Source organism: Paenibacillus sp. lzh-N1, assembly GCF_002872435.1.
GTDB lineage: Bacteria > Bacillota > Bacilli > Paenibacillales > Paenibacillaceae > Paenibacillus > Paenibacillus polymyxa_C.
The window spans coordinates 2,972,836-2,993,007 of record NZ_CP025696.1 but is presented as its reverse complement, the minus strand read 5'-3'; the positions used below and the strand labels follow the sequence as shown (position 1 = coordinate 2,993,007).

19 protein-coding genes and 1 pseudogene are annotated in these 20,172 nt (G+C 47.5%); 10 read left to right on the top strand and 10 right to left on the bottom strand.

Annotated elements, in window-relative coordinates; translation table 11 throughout:
- Together C0638_RS13640 and C0638_RS13635 are read right to left on the bottom strand one after the other, a co-directional pair.
- The gene (locus C0638_RS13640) at positions 1-981 is read right to left on the bottom strand and encodes a polysaccharide biosynthesis protein (protein WP_040103005.1); all 981 of its coding nucleotides are present in this window, start codon (positions 979-981) and stop codon (positions 1-3) included.
- 19 nt (positions 982-1,000) lie between these two features.
- Positions 1,001-1,708, bottom strand: a complete 708-nt coding sequence (locus C0638_RS13635; RefSeq protein WP_013372761.1) for a glycosyltransferase — start codon at positions 1,706-1,708, stop codon at positions 1,001-1,003.
- Between the two features lie 215 nt (positions 1,709-1,923).
- Here C0638_RS13635 and C0638_RS13630 point away from each other — a divergent pair, with 215 nt between their 5' ends.
- Entirely contained in the window at positions 1,924-2,637 is a 714-nt protein-coding gene (locus C0638_RS13630) for a GT-D fold domain-containing glycosyltransferase (RefSeq protein WP_058710315.1), read from the top strand.
- 253 nt (positions 2,638-2,890) lie between these two features.
- On the top strand, positions 2,891-4,018 hold the full coding sequence (locus C0638_RS13625; protein ID WP_058710314.1) for an SGNH/GDSL hydrolase family protein: 1,128 nt from the start codon (positions 2,891-2,893) through the stop codon (positions 4,016-4,018).
- A 221-nt stretch (positions 4,019-4,239) separates the two neighbouring features.
- On the opposite strand, the gene C0638_RS13620 is transcribed toward C0638_RS13625, so the two are convergent.
- A complete protein-coding gene (locus C0638_RS13620) occupies positions 4,240-4,656 on the bottom strand; it encodes a hypothetical protein (protein ID WP_058710313.1) in 417 nt (138 codons plus the stop codon).
- A 164-nt stretch (positions 4,657-4,820) separates the two neighbouring features.
- Between C0638_RS13620 and C0638_RS13615 the strand changes: the two genes are divergently transcribed.
- The 5 genes and pseudogenes from C0638_RS13615 to C0638_RS13600 all read left to right on the top strand — a co-directional run bounded on the left by C0638_RS13615 (position 4,821) and on the right by C0638_RS13600 (position 9,686).
- Positions 4,821-6,800: a methyl-accepting chemotaxis protein gene (locus C0638_RS13615; protein WP_058710312.1), complete on the top strand. Its 1,980-nt coding sequence runs from the start codon at positions 4,821-4,823 to the stop codon at positions 6,798-6,800.
- A gap of 57 nt (positions 6,801-6,857) precedes the next feature.
- Positions 6,858-7,034, top strand: a complete 177-nt coding sequence (locus C0638_RS13610; RefSeq protein ID WP_013372767.1) for a YjfB family protein — start codon at positions 6,858-6,860, stop codon at positions 7,032-7,034.
- A gap of 188 nt (positions 7,035-7,222) precedes the next feature.
- The gene (locus tag C0638_RS13605; RefSeq protein WP_025678779.1) at positions 7,223-8,578 is read left to right on the top strand and encodes a dipeptidase; all 1,356 of its coding nucleotides are present in this window, start codon (positions 7,223-7,225) and stop codon (positions 8,576-8,578) included.
- Positions 8,579-8,798: 220 nt separating this feature from the next.
- Positions 8,799-8,918 (top strand): annotated as a pseudogene (locus tag C0638_RS26170) (rRNA (guanine-N1)-methyltransferase); the annotation flags it as partial.
- Positions 8,919-9,020: 102 nt separating this feature from the next.
- Positions 9,021-9,686, top strand: a complete 666-nt coding sequence (locus tag C0638_RS13600; protein ID WP_233902203.1) for a methyltransferase domain-containing protein — start codon at positions 9,021-9,023, stop codon at positions 9,684-9,686.
- Positions 9,687-9,758: 72 nt separating this feature from the next.
- On the opposite strand, the gene C0638_RS13595 is transcribed toward C0638_RS13600, so the two are convergent.
- From C0638_RS13595 to C0638_RS13580, 4 genes are all read right to left on the bottom strand, one after another.
- A complete protein-coding gene (locus tag C0638_RS13595) occupies positions 9,759-10,193 on the bottom strand; it encodes a hypothetical protein (RefSeq protein ID WP_199771156.1) in 435 nt (144 codons plus the stop codon).
- An 80-nt stretch (positions 10,194-10,273) separates the two neighbouring features.
- On the bottom strand, positions 10,274-10,765 hold the full coding sequence (locus C0638_RS13590; RefSeq protein ID WP_013372771.1) for a hypothetical protein: 492 nt from the start codon (positions 10,763-10,765) through the stop codon (positions 10,274-10,276).
- Between the two features lie 165 nt (positions 10,766-10,930).
- A complete protein-coding gene (locus C0638_RS13585) occupies positions 10,931-11,413 on the bottom strand; it encodes a hypothetical protein (protein WP_025678785.1) in 483 nt (160 codons plus the stop codon).
- Between the two features lie 420 nt (positions 11,414-11,833).
- Positions 11,834-12,061, bottom strand: a complete 228-nt coding sequence (locus C0638_RS13580; RefSeq protein WP_013372773.1) for a helix-turn-helix domain-containing protein — start codon at positions 12,059-12,061, stop codon at positions 11,834-11,836.
- A gap of 307 nt (positions 12,062-12,368) precedes the next feature.
- Between C0638_RS13580 and efeO the strand changes: the two genes are divergently transcribed.
- Genes efeO through C0638_RS13565 form a run of 3 tightly spaced genes read left to right on the top strand, consistent with a single transcriptional unit; the run spans position 12,369 to position 16,470 of the window.
- The gene (efeO, locus tag C0638_RS13575) at positions 12,369-13,247 is read left to right on the top strand and encodes an iron uptake system protein EfeO (protein WP_044787347.1); all 879 of its coding nucleotides are present in this window, start codon (positions 12,369-12,371) and stop codon (positions 13,245-13,247) included.
- A gap of 4 nt (positions 13,248-13,251) precedes the next feature.
- On the top strand, positions 13,252-14,616 hold the full coding sequence (efeB, locus tag C0638_RS13570; RefSeq protein WP_058710310.1) for an iron uptake transporter deferrochelatase/peroxidase subunit: 1,365 nt from the start codon (positions 13,252-13,254) through the stop codon (positions 14,614-14,616).
- Between the two features lie 24 nt (positions 14,617-14,640).
- The gene (locus C0638_RS13565; protein ID WP_058710309.1) at positions 14,641-16,470 is read left to right on the top strand and encodes an FTR1 family iron permease; all 1,830 of its coding nucleotides are present in this window, start codon (positions 14,641-14,643) and stop codon (positions 16,468-16,470) included.
- Positions 16,471-16,557: 87 nt separating this feature from the next.
- Here C0638_RS13565 and C0638_RS13560 read toward each other — a convergent pair whose 3' ends face one another.
- The 3 genes from C0638_RS13560 to C0638_RS13550 form a co-directional block, all read right to left on the bottom strand.
- Complete coding sequence (locus tag C0638_RS13560) at positions 16,558-17,835, bottom strand: type III PLP-dependent enzyme (protein WP_058710308.1); 1,278 nt, start codon at positions 17,833-17,835, stop codon at positions 16,558-16,560.
- Between the two features lie 83 nt (positions 17,836-17,918).
- Positions 17,919-19,007, bottom strand: a complete 1,089-nt coding sequence (locus tag C0638_RS13555) for a Gfo/Idh/MocA family protein (protein ID WP_058710307.1) — start codon at positions 19,005-19,007, stop codon at positions 17,919-17,921.
- Positions 19,004-20,155 carry a UDP-glucuronosyltransferase gene (locus C0638_RS13550; RefSeq protein WP_102163552.1) on the bottom strand — a complete coding sequence of 384 codons (1,152 nt, stop codon included), beginning with the start codon at positions 20,153-20,155 and terminating at the stop codon, positions 19,004-19,006. Before C0638_RS13550 ends, C0638_RS13555 begins: the two co-directional genes overlap by 4 nt.
- Positions 20,156-20,172: the final 17 nt, after the last annotated feature.

Here is a 20,172-nt window from a genome sequence, read left to right as displayed (position 1 = left end):
TTACTCCATACCTTGCAGTAACTCAGCAATTCCAGCGCGATCCATTAACTCATCGTCCGAACGGTATTGTTCGAAGCTCACCCGCTCCAATCCACCATATTGACTCAACAAACGCTTGTCTGCTTGCTGGGGAAGAATAACAAAATAACGATCATCATAGCGATACGTGTGCGGCACCTCATAGGGCGAAATCAGCACCTCATGCAGCTTTTCCCCACCACGTATACCAATTTCTTTCACTTTTAACTTAGGCTGTCCCGCCTGTTCTTTCATCACCTCTGCCAAATCCGCAATATTGCAACCCTTCATTTTCATGACTAGCGTCTCTCCACCAATCGCCGTAACAGAAGCCTTTAGCAGCAAGCCAATTGCCTCTCCGAGCGTGAGGAAAAAACGTGTCATATCTGGACTCGTCAGCGTTAAATCCTGACCTTCCGCGATCTGGCGTTTGAACAGGGGCACGACACTTCCACTTGTCCCTAGCACATTGCCGCCGCGAATACACACAAAGCGAGTACGCTCACTTAAGGCGTTGGCGCGGATCATCAATCTTTCGCCAATCGCCTTCGTCATCCCATATACATTCACCGGGTCTACCGCCTTGTCTGTAGAAACATCAATGACCTTGGCGACTCCCTGCTCTATGCTGGCCCGAATCACATTTTCCGTACCATGTACGTTCGTCTTGAAAGCCTCTTCCGGCTGTTTCTCACACACAGGGACATGCTTTAATGCCGCCAAATGGAACACATAATCTACCCCGTGACAAGCCTCCTGCAATGCCTGAAGGTCCCGAATATCTCCAATCATGAAATTCAGCCGGGGATCAGACTGGAATTGCCGCTGCATGGCAATCTGCGCAAATTCGCCGCGTGAGAAAATACGAATTTCCGTCGGTCCCTCCTTCAGCAATTCAGCCGTTAGGCGTTGCCCCCAAGATCCCGTTCCTCCGGTCACCAGCAGTTTTTTTCCTTTGAACAATATAATCTCCTCCTGACCGTTAGGAATTGGCAATGCCTGTGCCCAAAAATTCAGCCAGCACCGCGTTCATTTCATTTTCTGAGAGTCGATCCTTTGCCGGCACCTTTTTCACCGAAGTATTGGCGGCATGAATGACATTCACATAGTTGCGAAGCGGAATCACCTCATGTGGCAGCTCCGTCACATATCCGTGTGTGCCTTTCCCAGGAATAACGACACGGTAATCATTCAGAAATTCCTCTACTTGATAGCGAAACACATAAAAGGAAGGCGAGCGGTGAAACACCGGTGCCATCTGTCCCTCAACCGCATCCCATAAGTACCCCATTTGATTTACCAGTGCAACTGTATCCGGTTGAAACTTGTAATCATGCAACTGCTGTACAAATGACTGGTGGTACAAATCGTCGGAATCAATTCTAGCAATGAGCAGTTCGTCCGCGCCTTCGATATACGCATTGATACGACGTTTACTTTCAATGCTCGTACCAAAACGGATGTGCTCGGGAATGGGTTCACGTTGGGCCAGTTCCTCTTCCACAATGTCGCTGCATCCACCCGCCAACTTGACGACAGATAAAAAATCCGCATTCGTCTGATTGAGCAGACTCCGCAGTGTAAAGGTTCTGAATATATCCAATCGCTCGCTAATCCACTCACGTGTCAGGCGGTTGGGATTCATCCCATAGTTATTAAAGTTAATTTCAATCACAATCTTGCGATTCATTGAACTTCCTCCCTTTCATCCGTCTTCTCTCAAGTTATGAAGACGCTCCTGAAACGGCACGTACAGATGCAACAACTCTTGCAAAAATAGGTAGAATCGAAAAAGAATAGCCGTTCATACAAAAACCTTTTTACTTTCGACATATGATAGAATACGAAGTTTTTGGCTCTATTTGAAAAGTCGAACAAGCAGGACTGACAGGGAGGAAACAAGATATGACATATCCAAAATATCTGGAGATTGACGAGGTATTGAAACGTTTGAAGCTAGCACTCGATCAGCACCAGCCCTTCTCACTCATACGTATTGGAGATGGCGAAAATTTGGTATTGGCTCAAGACACCGTCTGGCCGATGGAAAAGGTGTTACAGGAACGCTGGGCAATCAAAGCCAATCTCGGCCAAAAGGGACTATTTCTGCCGAATACGGAACTACGAGACGCAGTGGCAGAGGCAGTGAGCAAAGCCAGCATAGCTGGCATTTTGCCTTATGATGACGAATCTATTAAAGCACCATCCTATATGAAGCGGGAGCTGACCGATCAGGTCTTTGCTCACTATGATCTTTCTCCCGCGCTGACTTGCCATGCCTGCCTGAATCGATATTTGGCGGAGACACCCGCTTTCTGGAACATCCTGAAAAATCGACGCATTCTACTGGTGACCCGGACAGCTGCTGAAGTAAAGCCTGTTCTTGAAGTCGATCCGTATGGGCTGCATATCGCGCACACGATCGCATTTCATCAATATGAACAGATGCCGGAAACACTCGGGTGGATCGCAGCACACAAAGATGACTTTGATATTGCGCTGTTCTCTTGTGGTGTCAATGCAGTGGTATTGGCGCAAAAAACAGCAGAATTAACTAGCAAAGTAGGTATAGACTTCGGCAAGGCGATTAATATCGTCATGTTCGGCAAAGCTAATTAAAGAATGAAAGTAATATCTGAAAAAAAATCAAATTCGGTAACTGTGCTCTGAATATCAAAAAAGCATCAGCAAAATGAAACCTGCTGGTGCTTTTTGCTATCCATTGCTGCCATAAAGTTCGTATTTGCTCAAAATCATTCATATAAAGCCTTGAACCCTGACTTCTTAAAATAGAATTTGAGATTCCCTGTTACTTCTTTTACAATATTACAGAAACTAGCATTCATTCGAGATCATGAGGAGGATGTTGAGTATGTCACATAACAAGAGATTGAAGACATATCCACTTGCAAAAGCAAAGCATGTAAAGGTTCATGGCCGAACTACGCCAATACTTACACCTCTCACTCTATTTTGGACAGGCAGCGGCATTGAATTGAATATGAAAGGCTCAGAGCTATGGATTGAAATCGAAGCCGATTATCAGATCTATGAGTCTTGGATCAGTATTGTCGTCAATGGTGTCCCGATGAGTCGCCTGATGGTGACCGCTGGTCGGCATTGGATCTGTCTTTTGAGAGGTTTGAACTCTGACACGGTCAAAAATGTTCGTATCGTCAAGGATGTCCAGCCTATGAGTTCGGACTCACGCTGCTTGTTGCAAATTCATGCCCTGAAGGTTGACGGAGAATTGCTGCCGGTCCCGGATAAACCTCTTAAGATAGAATTTATCGGTGACAGCATTACTTCAGGAGAAGGAACAATTGGAGCAAAGGAAGAGACAGACTGGGTTCCTATGCTGTTCACGGCCCTACGCAATTATACAGCCATAACAGCCGAGGCACTGAATGCGGATTACCGAGTGTTCTCACAAAGCGGATGGGGTGTGCTAACAAGCTGGGATAACAATCCACATGGGAATATACCGGCATATTATGAGCAGATATGTGGTGTACTCACCGGCGAGAGAAATGAAGCATTAGGAGCCTTTGCCGATCATGATTTTACCTCTTGGCAGCCGGACGTGGTCGTAGTGAATTTGGCGACTAATGACGGTGGGGCCTTTTATTCTCCAGCATGGACAGACCCGGTAAGTGGGAAAGTGTATAAGCAACGTTTGAATGAGGATGGCACGTTCAATGAAGAAGATTTACAAGCTTTTGAAAACGCTACCGAACATTTCCTTGTCAAGCTTCGGAGTTGCAATCCTACTGCCCATATTGTGTGGGCTTATGGAATGCTTGGTACTCCAATGATGCCAGCGGTCTACCGGGCGGTAGACGCATACAAGAAAAGAACGAAGGATCGGAAGGTGTCGGTGTTCCAACTGCCTAACACGACAGAAGAAACGATAGGGTCTCGCAGCCATCCCGGACTGTCCGCCCATACTAAAGCAGCAGAAGAGTTGGCTGGGTATTTGCAAGAAATTTTAAAGAATTAAAAGCCGGGAAACACAATCAAACTTTATAGAATACACTTCGAGAGAAATCACAACAATCAGATCATTTGTGTTCTGAGTGTTGTGGTTAAAGATCATAGCTACAGCCTGCGGCAAATATCTGCCTCAGGCTGTGGCTGGTAGGCTTGAAGCGCAGCCGCCTAATCCAGGAAAACCATGAATAGGTAGCAAACCTGAACCAGGGAATACTTGTCTGATATATTTTACAAAAACGGAGTTGAAGCGATGCCCGTGAATACCTCAGGACCATTACGAACAGTGGTCGATACACCCGAAATAAAAGAAGAATATACCGTTTGTATTGCCCAAGGAGCGGACAAATCCTGTGCATTAAAAGCTTGCGTTTCATTTGATCCTGTCACGCCCAGCACCCCCTCGGCGCGGTAGACTACCTCGCTCGGATCATAGTCGGCTCCACGCACGATTTCAACCGCATACGTATCACCAAGCTCACCGATCAGACCAATCGAACCACTAAAAGACACAATCGGATTCGGCACAAGAAAGGTTCGCAGCGTAATCATACCGAATCGCTCTGGTACAGGACCCAATTGAATATCGGGACCCTCCCCTGTTTTTGATGAATTGGTGGAGCTTCTCATATCTAGAAAAAAACCCATACCTTATCCCTCCAATTGCAAGATACTCCATGCTATGCAAGCAATTTCTTAGACGTATTGGACAAATTAGCAATAAATCTATCAATTCAGCTCGAAAAAACCGATAGTAAATACATATGGTGTAAGCTTTTGAAATGAATATATAGATAGAAAGCAGGGGTTTGATGAAACAACTGAAACGACTGAAAACATTAACACTACGCAAGAAATTGACAGCAGCATTCCTGCTGGTCATGCTTGTTCCTAGTATTATTGTGGGCTCTTTCTCTTATCAGGCAGCATATAACCAGACTGATCGCCAATTACAGGACAGTGCGACATCTAGCGTTACCGCATCTGATCGTGCAGTTACTCAAACGATTCAAGCCAAACTCGCCGATCTGGAATATTACTCTACAACGTTGACGGCTAGTGATGACAGCGCTGAGGCAGATGATGCCATTCTAAAAAGATTACAAGTGTATTTGAAAATGCATACGGAAGTTGTTGATATGTTTGTAGGAACTCCCGAAGGTAAACTTATCATTGGCAAAGCCGTAGGCTCCACAAACGATCCTCGAGAGCGTCCGTGGTATAAACAGGCCATGGAGAAACCCGGTCAAACCGTAATCAGCCCTGTCGGGCTCAATACGGCCAAGGTCCCCGTTGTGTACATTTCACGTACACTTCCCGACAACAGCGGTGTTCTCGGTCTTTCTCTGAATTTGAATAATTTAAAAGAAATCACAAAGCTAAGAATCGGACAAAATGGATATATTGTGATATTTGATAGTACCAAACGTATCGTTACCCACCCGACAGAAGTCAGTGGGAGTACCGAAATGGGAGAAAAAACACCTGAATTGTTTGCCTCCAAGGAAGGCAGCTTCGATCACAATGATGCTGGCGTAGCTAAACATCTGATCTTCAAAACCAATGAGCTGACAGGCTGGAAAATTGCCGGAACGATGGACAAATCAGAAACCCGTGCCTCCGCCCAACCGATTCTTCTCACGACAATCGTAGTGTTGGTCATTGCAGCCATCATCATTGGTGTGCTCGCAATGTGGCTAATCAGCAGCATACTTAAACCTATCCATAGATTGCGTAACTCTATGGATGCCATCAGCCAAGGTAATCTATCGATTAACGTGGCTACGAACAGCACAGATGAAATTGGTGAACTATCGAGATACTTCCAGCAAATGGTGGATAATCTGCGTAACATCATTAGAGAAATTCAGGCAATGACAGGCAATTTGTCAGCGTCCTCGCAAGAGCTTGCCGCAGGTGCAGAACAAACGACCCGTGCCATCGAGCATGTGACCATAGCCATTCAGGATGTCGCTGCCGGCAGCGAACGTCAGGTGGACAGTGCTAAAGATAATCAGGAACGAGTTAGCGGCATGTCTGCTGACATTACAGCTATGACCGACACCATGGCAGAAATGACCACTTATTCCGCACAAGCTATTCAGGCATCGGATGCAGGCAGTGAGCATATCGGCAATAGTGTCATCTCCATCGATGGTATTCGCACTACCGTGGAAGAGCTCGATACGATTATCAGCGCTTTGAGTGACCGGTCCGGACGAATCGGAACGATTGTCACCGTCATTACGGAAATTGCTAGCCAGACTAATCTGCTCGCACTGAACGCTTCTATTGAAGCAGCACGCGCAGGGGAGCATGGCAAAGGTTTTGCTGTCGTAGCAACAGAGGTTCGCAAGCTGGCTGAAAACTCAGCTTATTCCGCACAGCAAATTCGTGAACAAATTCAAGGGATACAGAGCGGTGTATCTGAAGCTCTAATCGCTATGGAATCTGCCAAGGAACGTGTAACTGAAGGCATCAATTCCATTGATCTATCCGGTCGCTCCTTCTCGCGCATCCGTAGGGCGGTAGCCAAATCAGCGAAGCAACTCGATAACGTGGCCGCTTCTACCGCCGGAGTCGCCAATGGAACGAGTGCAGTCGTTAGCAGCATGGAGGAAATTACACGCATCGCTGAAGAAGCAGCCTCTCATACAGAGACTGTGTCCGCAGCCGCAGAGGAACAGCTCGCCTCCATGGAAGAGATCGGTTCGTCTGCCGCAGATTTGACCCGTCTGGCAGAGCAGCTTCAAGATTTGCTGACACAATTCCAATTGGATGAAACAAAATAACCATTCCTACCGATAAATACAGAGAAAGCGAATTATCAAAATGAAGGAGGATGGAACATGGATATCGCAGCATTATCCACAGGTATGAGTCAGGCCAGCTTGGCTCAAGCCGTAAGTGTGAAGGTATTGGGTATGGCTAAGGATCAGGCTAGTGAACAAGGACAGGCTTTGGTACAGATGATGGAAAAAAGCGTACAACCACATCTTGGGGGTCAACTGGACATCCGGGCATAAGTACATCCTATTCATGATGAAAGGCGATTCTACTCAGGTCTGTACAGACCTGAGTAGAATCGTTTTTTTATCTCCCTATTTTTCGTTCAGCATAAAACGTAGTAAACTAGACATATCGTCCACGACCTCGGTTCGGAGGATAGCGCAATATAAACACAATTTACATTTAAAAGGAGGATACATAGTTTATGAGTTATACTGAATATTTTGAAAAAGCCAGAGAACAACAACTGGGCGAACTACAGGAATGGCTATCCATTCCCAGTATCTCCGCATTATCGGAGCACAAAAAAGACATTAACCAAGCAGCCGAATGGCTAGCAGCCAAACTGACTGCTGCAGGCTTGGAAAACGTTGAAATTATTCCGACCAAAGGCCACCCGCTGGTGTACGCCGACCATTTGCATGCACCTGGCAAGCCAACCATCCTCGTGTATGGACACTATGATGTACAACCTGTAGACCCGCTTCACCTGTGGGAAACGCCACCATTTGAGCCATCCATTCGCGATGGAAAATTGTATGCGCGCGGAGCGACAGACGATAAGGGGCAAGTTTTCTTGCACATTAAGGCAGTTGAGGCCATTTTGAAGCAGGAAGGCAAATTGCCGCTGAACATCAAATTCTGCATTGAAGGCGAGGAGGAAGTGTCCAGTCCGAACCTGCTTGAGTTTTTGCACACTGGCGCTGAACGTCTGGCAGCCGATGCTGTACTGGTGTCTGACACCTCCCTGATCGAAAAAGGGAAGCCTGCGATTTGCACTGGTTTGCGTGGACTGTGCTCACTGGAAGTCGCCATTCACACGGCGAACACGGATCTGCATTCCGGCTCCTTCGGTGGCGGTGTGCCGAATGCCCTGCATGCTCTGGTGTCCCTGCTGGCAACCCTGCATGACGATAAAGGCCGCGTTAGCGTCGAAGGATTCTACGACGATGTTGCTCCATTATCGGCAGACATGAAAGAAGAATTCGTGAAGCAAGGCTTCAATGAGAGCAAACTGCAACAAGATCTTGCACTTGATTCCCTCTATGGCGAAGAAGGATTCAGCTTCGTCGAGCGTGTTGGGGCTCGTCCTACACTGGAGCTGAACGGCGTATATGGCGGCTTCCAGGGTGAAGGTACGAAAACCGTCATTCCGAAGGAAGCTCATGCTAAGATCACCTGTCGCCTGGTAGCTAACCAGAATCCACAAGATATTCTGGACAAAATCGAGCGCCATTTACGCGCCCACGTTCAGGCAGGAGCTACCCTGGATATTCAACAAGGTGAGAAAGCGAACGCCTTTAACATCGACCCGTCACATGCGTTTTTACAAGCAGCAGCGGATGCCTTTGAGAAGGTATACGGTGTACGTGCCCTATTTACCAAGGATGGAGGCTCCATTCCGATCGTGGAAACCTTCTCCCGTGTACTGAGTGCTCCAGTTGTATTGATGGGCTTCGGCTTGCCGGATGAAAACCTGCATGCACCAAACGAGCATTTTAATTTGGAGAATTTCGATAAGGGTATGCTGACGATTGTGGAGTTTTTGAAATCTGTGTAAGCATATGACAACTTCTAATAGCTAAGTTACAATAGAGAGGGCGAAAGCCCTTTCTATTTTTTTAGAGGAGCGCTGCACAATATGATTATTCAGTTCATTCGTTTACGGTAATGTGAGGTACAGTTCATGAGAACTCAACCATTTTTTTCGAAGATGGGTTGGGTTTATTTGGCTGTGCCTTTTTTCATTCACCCAATACGAATGAACGAGGTGCTTTTCTATGTCCATATGGAATAAACACGAGATGAAGGCTAGCCTGATCGGGAAGCATCAACATCTTTTTAGTTGTCCTGTATGCTCTCAACCCATGCGTATGGTGGAAGGCAAAAGCCTCCTATGTACGAATCAGCATTGCTATGATCTTTCAAAACACGGGTATTTACATTTATCCGCCCGATCCCATAAAACCAAGTATGATAAACAACTATTTAACTCCAGAAGAATGATGTGCAATAACGGATTTTTCGATCCTTTAAATGAAGCCATAAGCTGCACGATGATGAAGTTGATGAAGCCACTGTTCGATCAAAAATCACATCTGTACTTGCTGGATGCAGGTTGCGGGGAAGGCTCCCATTCAACCCACATTCAGGACAAGCTTACCAGGAAGGGAATCACCGAGCTTACAAGCGTAGGTATGGATTTGTCTAAAGAAGGTATTGTGGCCGCAGCCAAAGCATATCCCCATGCCCTCTGGTGTGTTGCTGATCTGGCTCATTGCCCATTTGCAAATCAACAATTTGACAGTATACTCAATATTCTGTCCCCTTCTAATTATGCTGAATTTAAAAGGATTCTTTCGGAGGATGGCTGCATCCTAAAGGTCATTCCCGAACAATATTACCTTCAGGAATTGAGATGCTTGTATGAACAGAAAAAGCCAGCTTATTCAAATGACAATATAGTAAGCCGATTTAAAGATCAATTTAATCTTCTATCCGCCGAACGAGTAACCTATCGCTTTATGCTAAATGCCGACCTCGTGGAGCCTTTGCTCCATATGACTCCCTTATCATGGAGAGCTACGGAAGCAGACTGGCAGCGAATGCAGGCAATAGATTTACCGTATGTAACAGTAGATTTGCTAATCTTATGTGGTAAAAAATAACATACTAAAAAGCATTCACGGCATGTGATTATACATGCTTCGTGAATGCTTTTTTTTCGTTAATGCCGTCGCTTAAGAAAAACGAGTGTAGCGCAACAGGTGAACCAGCCGATTCAGCCGTTCTATCTCCCGATCCAACTCATGCAGCGGCTGTCCGGCCAAAGCAGCGTTCGCTCTCTGATCACGTAGCGGGTTTATTTTTCGACCCATGAGTTTTAGCACCGTGGCCTTTCCCATGTTATTGACTACCACATATTGCGTTAGCGGATCAAGCTCAAGCCACAATACATGATGCTCTTGAAAAATTGACAGTAATTGCTTTTTTAACTTCTCCAGCTCATGAGGCTCACCTACAATATGTGGATGATGATGAAAAGCCACATAGCCCATCACACGCAGGTCACTTATGATTTGTTCCAAATGAAGCGTTTCGTTTATGTACACATGGTTCGTGCTCACGCGATTTCTTGCACCATTCGTATGATTTTCCCGGATGACGTTCACCACCTGACTATCATTTATTTTAAGGTTTATCTTTCCCCTTGTTCACTATAGCGCAATCGGCTTTGCACAAAAAAACAACCGGCTTATACGCCAGTTGTTTCCCGTTCCACAAAATACTTATTGGTCATATAATGAGCCTTGCCTCTGGAAGTATCAACCATTCCCTTTTTATTGTCGAGAAAAACAATCTCCCGGCATTTGGTACAGTACCACTTGGTCCGCTTAAAGGGGGATTCTGTTACATACGATGTACCACATTTGCAATCTACTTTAATTAAGGTTTCTGTTGATTTGTAAGCTTGAGACAGCTCTCTTAAGCCAGTATCCGGCTGTTGAATCGGGATAATGACCTCCTGATAGCTTGAATACTGATTGTGCACTTTAAAGTCAGCCACCAGTTCCGCATGCAGTCCAAAGTACTCTTTGCCAATCTCGGTTACAAATTTCTTACCGATTCTGTAACACTCAAGCCATTCCTGTATCTGTTGATTAGACAAAGGCACCGTGCCCTTGATACCACTATTTAATGTGTAAGTCATGATGTATAAAGTATCATCTTGTCTATGTCCGTACATGAGAAGCCTCCTTATAATACACTTGATAATGTACTACAAAGCGTACAAAACATCAATTTTATTATTTGGCAAAAGATATAGTAGCATTTCCAGGTATGGATTTAATATATCGTGAAATGCACCAAAGACGCGTGCGAGTCTGTTAGAAAAGCAACTGACAATCCGTCAGTTGCTTTGTCTTTCTACATAGTATTTGTTGGTCATGTACCAGGCCTTACCTGTATTCGTATCCACCATGCCCTTTTTACGATCCAGGAACACAATATTGTTGCATTCCTTGCATGACCACTTGGTTCTCTTATGAGGTGATTCTTCTATATAGGAAGCACCACATTTACATTCTACCTGAATTAATGTTTTATACTGACTATACGCTTCTACCAGTGGGTCCAGATCTACAGCTTTGTGTTCCATTACAGGCTGTATCATGGATATGTGCTCTCTCTGCTCCGAGTATTCATTATGTACCTTGAAATCTGCTACCAACTCAGGGTTTAAACCAAAATATTGTTTGCCCACAACCGTTACAAATTTGCTGCCAATTCGATATGCTTTAATCCATTCCTGCACCTGTTTACTGGTCAGGTCGACAGTCCCCTTTATACCGCTGTTCAGCGTATAAGTCATCAAGTGTTGGTTGGGTGTCATGTGTCTTATTGTTCACCTCCGATCAAGAATATACCACAGGTAGGCTCTAGGCAAAAACCTGATTCATCTTCCATCCTGTCGCCATGCTGAGTACTGCTTTTGTAGGGATTTATATTCTTAGACTATCACTAGATGCATTTCTATCTAAACATAACTTTGTGGTACAGCTTTTCCACCTCAATTATTCATATAATTTATTGGCAAACACATGGTATTTTCTTCCTTATCTATATAGTACACCACTTACACACAAATTCCCATATATTTCAGCGGTTTAATCGCTTTTTTCGTTATATATTCACCTTTGCTAGTTTAGATATATTGTGTCAGCTAACTTATCACAAAACAAAAGCCTTCCCGACCATCCTTCATTGTTGAAGGATCATTGAGAAGACTTTGTACCCCGCAAGGAACGAGAGGTCAGATTTTTAATTCGCCAAGCCTGATTAATTCTACGACCGCCTGTGAACGACCTTTTACGTTCAGTTTCTGCATTACGTTGGAAATATGGTTACGCACCGTCTTCTCACTAATAAATAGTTGTCCGGCGATGTCACGCGTCGTTTTGTCCTGCACGAGCAGTTCAAATACTTCACGTTCACGGTGAGTTAACAAAAACTTGTTTTTCTGGTCGTTACCCTTCGTCAATTTCACCCCTCCTTGCTCGGGTTTTGTGTGGTGTAACAAGGTTAAGGGATACAGTCAACACATTTTATGTCATGTGCTCAGGTATGGTTCAATGTGCGGATAAAAATGGGCATAGGCACCTTACTTGCAGCTTTAATGATGAGTTGAACTTTGTGTCTAAAATATGTATTGACAGGCATATAGGGCAGCCTTATGATAAGAAAAAATGCGACTGATAATCATTATCAAAAAATGATAATTCGATATAGAGATCGCGCTATAGACTATGGTTCAGGGCCAGTTTGGCCAGAAAGGGTGTTCATTGATTATGAAACTACGTTATGCCGTGCCGGCCGGAGTGCTGGTCTCTTCTATTCTGTTTGCAGGTTGCGGACAAGCCGGAACTGCGGATCAGCAACCCGCTGCAACACCCAAAGATACAGGAGCAACAACACAGACCACGACTCCTGCGGCGACTGCTCCCAATTTTGATCAAGCGGTTGCGGCTTATCGTACCTATGCAACTGAGCAGTGCGATACGTTTGTGAAAAAGACAGAAGAATTCACGAACGCAGTCAAAGCTGGCGAGCTGGACAAAGCCAAGGCTTTGTATGCTCCAGCACGTATGTACTATGAACGAATTGAACCGATTGCGGAAGCACTAGGCGATCTGGACCCGAATATTGACGCTCGTGACGGTGATGTGGAGGCAGCGGATTGGCGCGGCTTTCACCGTATTGAGAAAACATTATGGGAAGAAAACACCACCAAAGGGTTGGACGAGTTTTCCGACCGCCTGCTGAGTGATGCCAAGCTGCTGCGTGCCAAAGTAGAAACAGTTAATATTGATGCCAGCTTGATGGTAACAGGTGCAGTCGAGTTGCTGAATGAAGTATCTACCTCAAAGGTAACGGGTGAAGAGGAGCGTTATTCTCATACAGACTTGTACGACTTTGCGGCCAATGTAGAAGGTGCTCAAAAGATTTATGACATTTTGAAAACAGATCTGAACCAAAAAGACGCGGCGTTGGAAAAACAAATTGGTGAGCGCTTTACAGCCTTACAGCAGGAGCTGGCTCCTTTCAAAGACGGCGAAGGCTATGTATCGTATACCAAACTGAAACCGGAAGAAATTAAAAAACTGAGCCAGAACCTCGATGCTTTGGCAGAACCGTTGTCCCAAATGGGGAAATTGTTAGGAGTGTAATGATATGAAAGGCTTTAAGCGGCAAAAAGGACAAGAAAAGCCGCAGTATGCGAAATCCCGTAATGAAGTGTCTGATCTGACAGAAAAGGATACTCAGTCCGCGGATGATGAGCGATCAGGAAAAAGTAAATCCGTATCACGTCGTGATCTATTGAAGCTGGCTGGGGTAGGTGGATTAGGTCTACTGCTTGGCGGCGGTGGCGTGGGCGCTGTGCTGTCAGCCAGTCAACGCCTCGAAAGCATGATGACGGAGGCAGATACCAAGGATGTGGTTCCTTTTTACGGCAAACATCAGGCGGGTATTGTAACTCCAGCACAAGATTTTATCTGTTTCGCTGCTTTCGATCTAACGACTCGCGACAAGGAACAGGTGCGAAATCTCTTCAAGGCCTGGACGGAAGCAAGCGCTACAATGACTTCTGGTGTGCTGCTTGGCACTGATAATGAAAATCTCAACCTCCCTCCTTCCGATACGGGCGAAGCAGCAGGATTGTCTCCGTCCCGGACGACGATCACCTTTGGTGTGGGTCCATCCTTTTTTGATGGACGGTACGGCCTGGCAAGTCTCAAGCCTGCCGGGTTCAGTGAGCTGCCTCGTTTTCAAGGTGACGCCCTGGATGAGCAATGGTGCGGCGGTGATATCGGAGTACAGGTATGTGCCAATGACTTGCAGGTAGCTTTCCATGCCCTGCGTAATTTGGCGCGTATCGCCAGAGGAACAGCGGTACTTCGTTGGACGCAGGAAGGCTTCCAGCGGACGGCACAAGCTGATCCTGCGGGAAGCACCCCGCGCAATTTGCTTGGCTTCAAGGACGGCACGGGAAACCCGGACACGTCCAAGGCAGACGAAATGAACCGGTTGGTGTGGACACAGACCAATGACGGACCGGCATGGATGGGCAACGGTAGCTATATGGCTGTACGCCGTATTCGTATGCGGGTAGAGGTATGGGATCGTTCAACATTAGGTGACCAGGAGGATACCTTTGGACGCCATCGCAGCAGCGGTGCCCCACTGGGCAAAAGCAAAGAGTTTGACAAGCTGGATCTGGCGGCTACAAGTCCGGAAGGCAAGCCGCTTACGCCCCCTACCTCTCATGTGGCATTGGCTCATGGGAACGGGAGTATTAATATTTTGCGGAGGTCTTATTCCTATTCAAGCGGATTAGACAAGCAAACAGGACAGCTCGATGCCGGACTGCTGTTCATCAGCTACCAGCGTGATCTGTTCAAGCAGTTCGTCCACATTCAGGAGAAGCTTGCACGCAATGACAAGCTGAACGAATATATTGTTCACAAAGGCAGTGCGGTGTTCGCCTGCTTCCCAGGTGTATCGCAAGGCGGATATATCGGGGATACGTTATTTTAGCAGCAGGCAAGGAAGGGGATTTATATGAATCGGCGCAATAAAAGCTTGGGGTGGATGTTTGTACTGGTAGCAGCTCTGCTGCTGACAGTAACTCCCTTCATATCCGGCTCCGGGTCGGCCGCTTTCGCACAATCAAATGCTAAAGCTGTCTCTAATGATCAGCTAATGCCTGTGGTCGGCGGAGCACTGGTAGAGGCGGGACAAGACCAATGGACGGAAGCCTCCAAGGACCTAAAGGAATTCCGTGGTTTGTGGGAAGCCGCCAAAGCAAACGGCGGGGATTCAGCCCATATCGCGGCCGTAGATCAAGCTCTGACCGATGCGGAAAAGGCTCTTTCCCATGGCGGCGGAGATTCAGCGAAAGCTGCGTTATCTGTGCTGGCGCGCTCGGTCAATGAGTACGTGACTGCTGCCGAAGGAGATAAACCGGCTCCAGCCGGAGCCAAAGCAGCAGAAAAACTGCTTCCTATGGCGAAGGGCAGTCTGACTGCCATGCAAAAAGGCGATTGGGCTGCTGCGCGGGTGGATTACGACCGAATCGTTAAAGCATGGTATCAGGTGGAGACACCGATTCGTCTGGATCATTTTTCAGTATACAGTTCGCTTGAAACGAAAATCAGCCTCATCCGCATCTCTATGCAAGCAGAGCCCATACGTCAAGCACAGGCTCTCAAGGAAATGCAGGAGTTAACGACACTGCTGTCTGATTATAGTCAGGGCAAACTTAAGAACACAGATCAAGGAGCAGATGCAGGCAATGCCGCTGCCGGAGCGGCGAATGGTTCAACAGCTTCCCTGGGCGATGCAGTCACCCTGCTTGAATCCGCACGCCAAGATGTTGTAGCTAATCAGCCAGAGCAGGCCGCAGACAAGGTAGGGCAGTTTATCGCTCTATGGCCTTCCGTCGAAGGACATGTACAAATTTCCGATCCGGCGTCTTACACTGCAATTGAAAATCAAATGACAGAGACTTCCGGATATCTGCTGTCTTCTCCACCGAATACGGATAAAGCCCTGCAGACTCTTGATCAGATGCTGGACAGGCTCCGTCCGTTGACAGAAGAACGTTCTTATACTGCATGGGATGCCGCACTGATTTTGCTGCGTGAGGGCCTGGAGGCCATTCTCGTGCTCGCAGCTCTGCTGGCGTATGCCAAAAAAAGCGGCGAAGCCGTGGCTGGACGCTGGATATGGGCAGGAGCTGGTACAGGACTGGTGCTAAGCGGAATACTGGCGGTGCTGTTCACCTCGCTGGTGGCAGCTGCTGCATCGGGCAGCATGCGTGAGCTGCTGGAAGGTGTCACCGGGCTGGTAGCTGTTGTGCTGATGCTAACTGTCGGTAACTGGCTGCATAGCAAATCCAATGCTGCTGCGTGGAACCGCTTTGTGGAAAACAGCGTAGGCAATGCACTGGCACGGGGTAGCCTATGGTCGCTCTTTGCGGTTTCTGCGCTCGCGATTCTACGTGAAGGGGCCGAGACAGCTATCTTTTATATCGGTATGGCTCCAGCCATCGAAACCTCGCAATTGCTGATCGGCATTGGCTCGGCAACGGTTATACTGGTCGTTCTTGCATTTGCAATCATCAAGTTCAGTGTACGGTTACCAATTCGCGCCTTTTTCCTGACCGCCACTGTACTGATTTACTATCTCGTATTTCGTTTTCTGGGTGAAAGTATTCATTCGCTTCAGGTGGCTGGCAAGCTTCCGGGACACACCACGTCCTCGCTTCCATCCATTAGCTGGTTGGGAATGTATCCAACCTGGGAAACATTTACCCCACAAGCCCTTGTGCTGATCTTTATGGTATGGCAGCTTGTTCGTCAGGAGATACGCAGTTCCAAATCACGTTAAATCGATACTACAATACTGAAAATGAAAAAACGCCAAATCACAGGTCCGTTTGATACCGGATCCCATGACTTTGGCGTTTTTTCATACTTACATCACATCCTCAGGCAACGCAATCATACGTTGATGATGCAGAAGGTCCGCGCGATCACCGTGTTCACGAATGATATGCACTTTCCCGCGATAATCGAGCAGTTCCGCCGGAGTAGCATGTCCCAAAAAATATAATGGGCTGTAGCTCAATCCATAAGCTCCTGCGTTCGGAAAAGCAATATAATCGCCTTCGTGAATCGGGGGCAGCTCCGCTTTTTTCACTATACAATCCTCGGGTGTACACAGCGGACCAACAATGCTTACCGTCTCCAGCTCCGTAGAAACCTCTGCTGATTGTCTGCGCATAATTCGCACAGGGTAATTGTCCCTTAAACGGCGTCCCCGAAAGGTAGCTGCGACGTAGTGGTTCATGCCGCCATCAGCTACGACAAACTTCTCTCCCTTGGATTCCTTGGTATACAACGCCCGGCAGACATACATGCCTGATTGAGCGACCAGATACCTACCGCTTTCGATGATCAGCCTAACCCCCGGCATGCGGGATCGGGTCTGTTCCGCGAGTGCATTAAGTCCATCAATGACGTGATCCATATCGAGCGGTTGCTCATGGGCAAAATAAGGTACACCAAACCCGCCGCCCAAATTGACCGTATGCATCGCCACGCCATACTGAGCCTGTACCCGTTCTGCCAACTGCAAGGTATTCGCAAATGAAGCTAAAATCTGATCCGCTTTCAGCATTTGCGTACCTGTATATACTTGAATGCCTTGAAAATATACGTGCGGGCAATCTTCCAGCACCTTAAAAAAGTGATCCAGCTGCCCTTCATCGACTCCAAAAGGGCGCGGAACACCGCCCATTTTAATCGTTGCTCCCGACAGGTCATTATCGGGATTGATTCGAACCGCAGCCCTGACAAACACGCCCGTTTGGGCGGCAATGTCCTCCAGTAGACGCAGCTCTCTCACCGATTCGACATGAATGCAGCCGATCCCACAGGTTATCGCCTCACGCAGCTCAGGTATTGTTTTCCCCGGTCCAGCGTACAGTGCGTCCTCCGCAGCATACCCGGCCTCCATGGCGACGAACATTTCTCCAGCCGAAGCAATCTCGACACCGCAACCTAACGAGCGCAGCAATCCAGCCAAGGCCACGTTACCATTAGCCTTGAGCGCGTAATGTACACGCACGGCCGGGTGTAGCCGGGCCAGCAACGAGCTGACGTGAGCATGCAGCGCGTCTCCATCATAATAATAAAAGGGTGTCGGATGCTCGCCGAATCGCTCCAGTAAAACTTCGTCCTTTTGATCCATCTGCTGAATCCCCTCCTCTCTTTGCTTGGATATTCCGTATTTTGCATTATTCGAATCTCACCGATTGAAAACCACGACCATACTTATACTGCATAGATCGCCTCGCCTGAGCGCGCTGCTTTATGAATAGCTGCCAGCAGTCTGACGCGTTCAGCAGCCTCATGAAATGGAATAGGCTCCGTTTCACCCCGGATGATGCTGCAGAAGGCATCCAACTGATTGACATAATAGTTCATAGGCTCAAAAACTGTTTTAGTAGGCAAGGATGACTGTGATAACGCGGACCGTGCTTCCACATCCGATATATTCACCACGATATCCTTCTTTATTTCCGTCTTGAGTGTCATTTTATAGAAACCCAAATTCGCTCGAAAGCAATCCTTTAAGGTGACTACTGCCGAATCAAAGGTCAGTACATGAGCACAGCGATAAGGACGCTCAAATGAGAAGAGGGCAGATGCCTCTAGTCCGCTCGGGTAACGGGCTTGCGCATGAAATGTCCAGTCACAGCCATGAGGGCCAGCGAAATCCGATTGACTGTGGAATTCCGCCTGCTCCAATCCAACAACGGCCTGAAGAAACTGGAGCCAGTACACACCCAAATCCCAAAAGCATCCCCCACCCTGCTCCGGACGGGATCGGTAATTGTCCGCATGCCCTTCTTTTGCCGGAATGCATAGACTCGTTTCTATGGAGCATAAGCGACCATAACGACCTGATTCTATGATTCTTCGCAGTTCACGCTGCCAAGGGTGATGCTGCACCATGACTCCCTCCAGCAGATAAGCGTTGCTCTGTTCGACGATAGCCGCCAAGGGAGCCAGATCAGCTGTATTCAGGCATAACGGTTTTTCCACCAGCACGTGCTTGTGAGCTTGTAAGGCTCTGCCGATCCACTCAGCATGTAAATCGTTGCTGAGCGCAATATATACAGCGTCGATGTCCGGGTCTTTAAGCATATCCTCAGCATGACCATAAACGACATTGACTTCATAACGCTCTGCCATTTCTTGGGCCTTGGCAACCGTACGATTCGCAAGCGCGGTCACGCGTGCTCCTGCAACATGTCGGATCGGTTCCAGCAACGCACGAGGGGCAATGGCAGAACAACCAATGATCCCGAAGCGAATATCTTGCATCGCAGGTTCTTGCGCAGCCGCGGCAGCGTTCATGATCCCTGCTCCATTCCTGATGGCACTTGAATGCTCTTCACATAGGATTCTATATAACGTGGCGTCCGACTGCGCAGCTCTACGATTCTCCGATGCATTTCCTCCAGGATTTGGGCACTGCCGCCATAGGTTTCTATCCATGTCTCGTAGCGCATGCCTAACCCCAGACGTTCCCATAGATCCGCATTATGCTTCTCATGCACACCAAACGGCTCCAGCATAATCAGCGGAGTAGCTGTAGCAAACGAATCAGTCAGGCTGCCGCCACCGGGCTTGCTGACAATGGCCTGGGCATGACATGCTCGGTCCAGCATGCAATGGTAATCCGGTCCGACCTGATACACCGTTTCCTCACCTATTTTCACCTCTCCGAAAGGTGGAAATGTATGCTCCCCGGCTTCATTTCGCTGCCATGTTCTCCACTGCGGGTCCATCCGAAAATAGCGTATACTGTCCCGCTCTTCATCTGGTTGATCCTGATCATACAGCAGCAAATCCAGTTCCCAGCCCGCTTCTTCTAACCGTCCAACCTTCTCACGGTAGGTGCCCATCCCCCAACCGCCGCCATGTACGAATAAACGGGCTTGCCGTGCTTCAAAAGGGATATGCTCTACGGCCGGGATGTCAATATAGTGGTTGACTCTATTTTTATCATTTTCAAACAGGGTCGTTTCTCCACAACCATCAGCAAAATGCGGGTTATGCTTGGCTAGATTTTTCCAGGAAGGAGAAGGTGTCGAATCCATATACACAATGTCCACATGCACTGACTCCGACTCTCTGCGCTTGCGATACTCCTCCAGTACATACATCCAATGACCGGATAAGCATATAAAATACCGACGATCCTCTTCTATCCATTGGTTCAGCAGTACTTCCATCGCTGCAGGGTCCAGTGAATTACGCATATCCTGCGGAACCTTCTGCGACATTAAGGCCACTGCAAAATTGTCATGGTAAGCTTTCCGGCTTTTGTCGACCTTGAGTCGGGCCGATTCCGGCAGTACATTTTCAAATACATGGATCGCCGTATCCATGCCCAGCCTGCGAAGACCCGCTTGCAGCAGCAAGCCAGGGGTATAAAAGCCCAATCCGAAACCGGAACACAAAATCGTTACCTTCATAAGCTTCTCCGTACTCTTACGCATGCTTATACGCCTCCCGT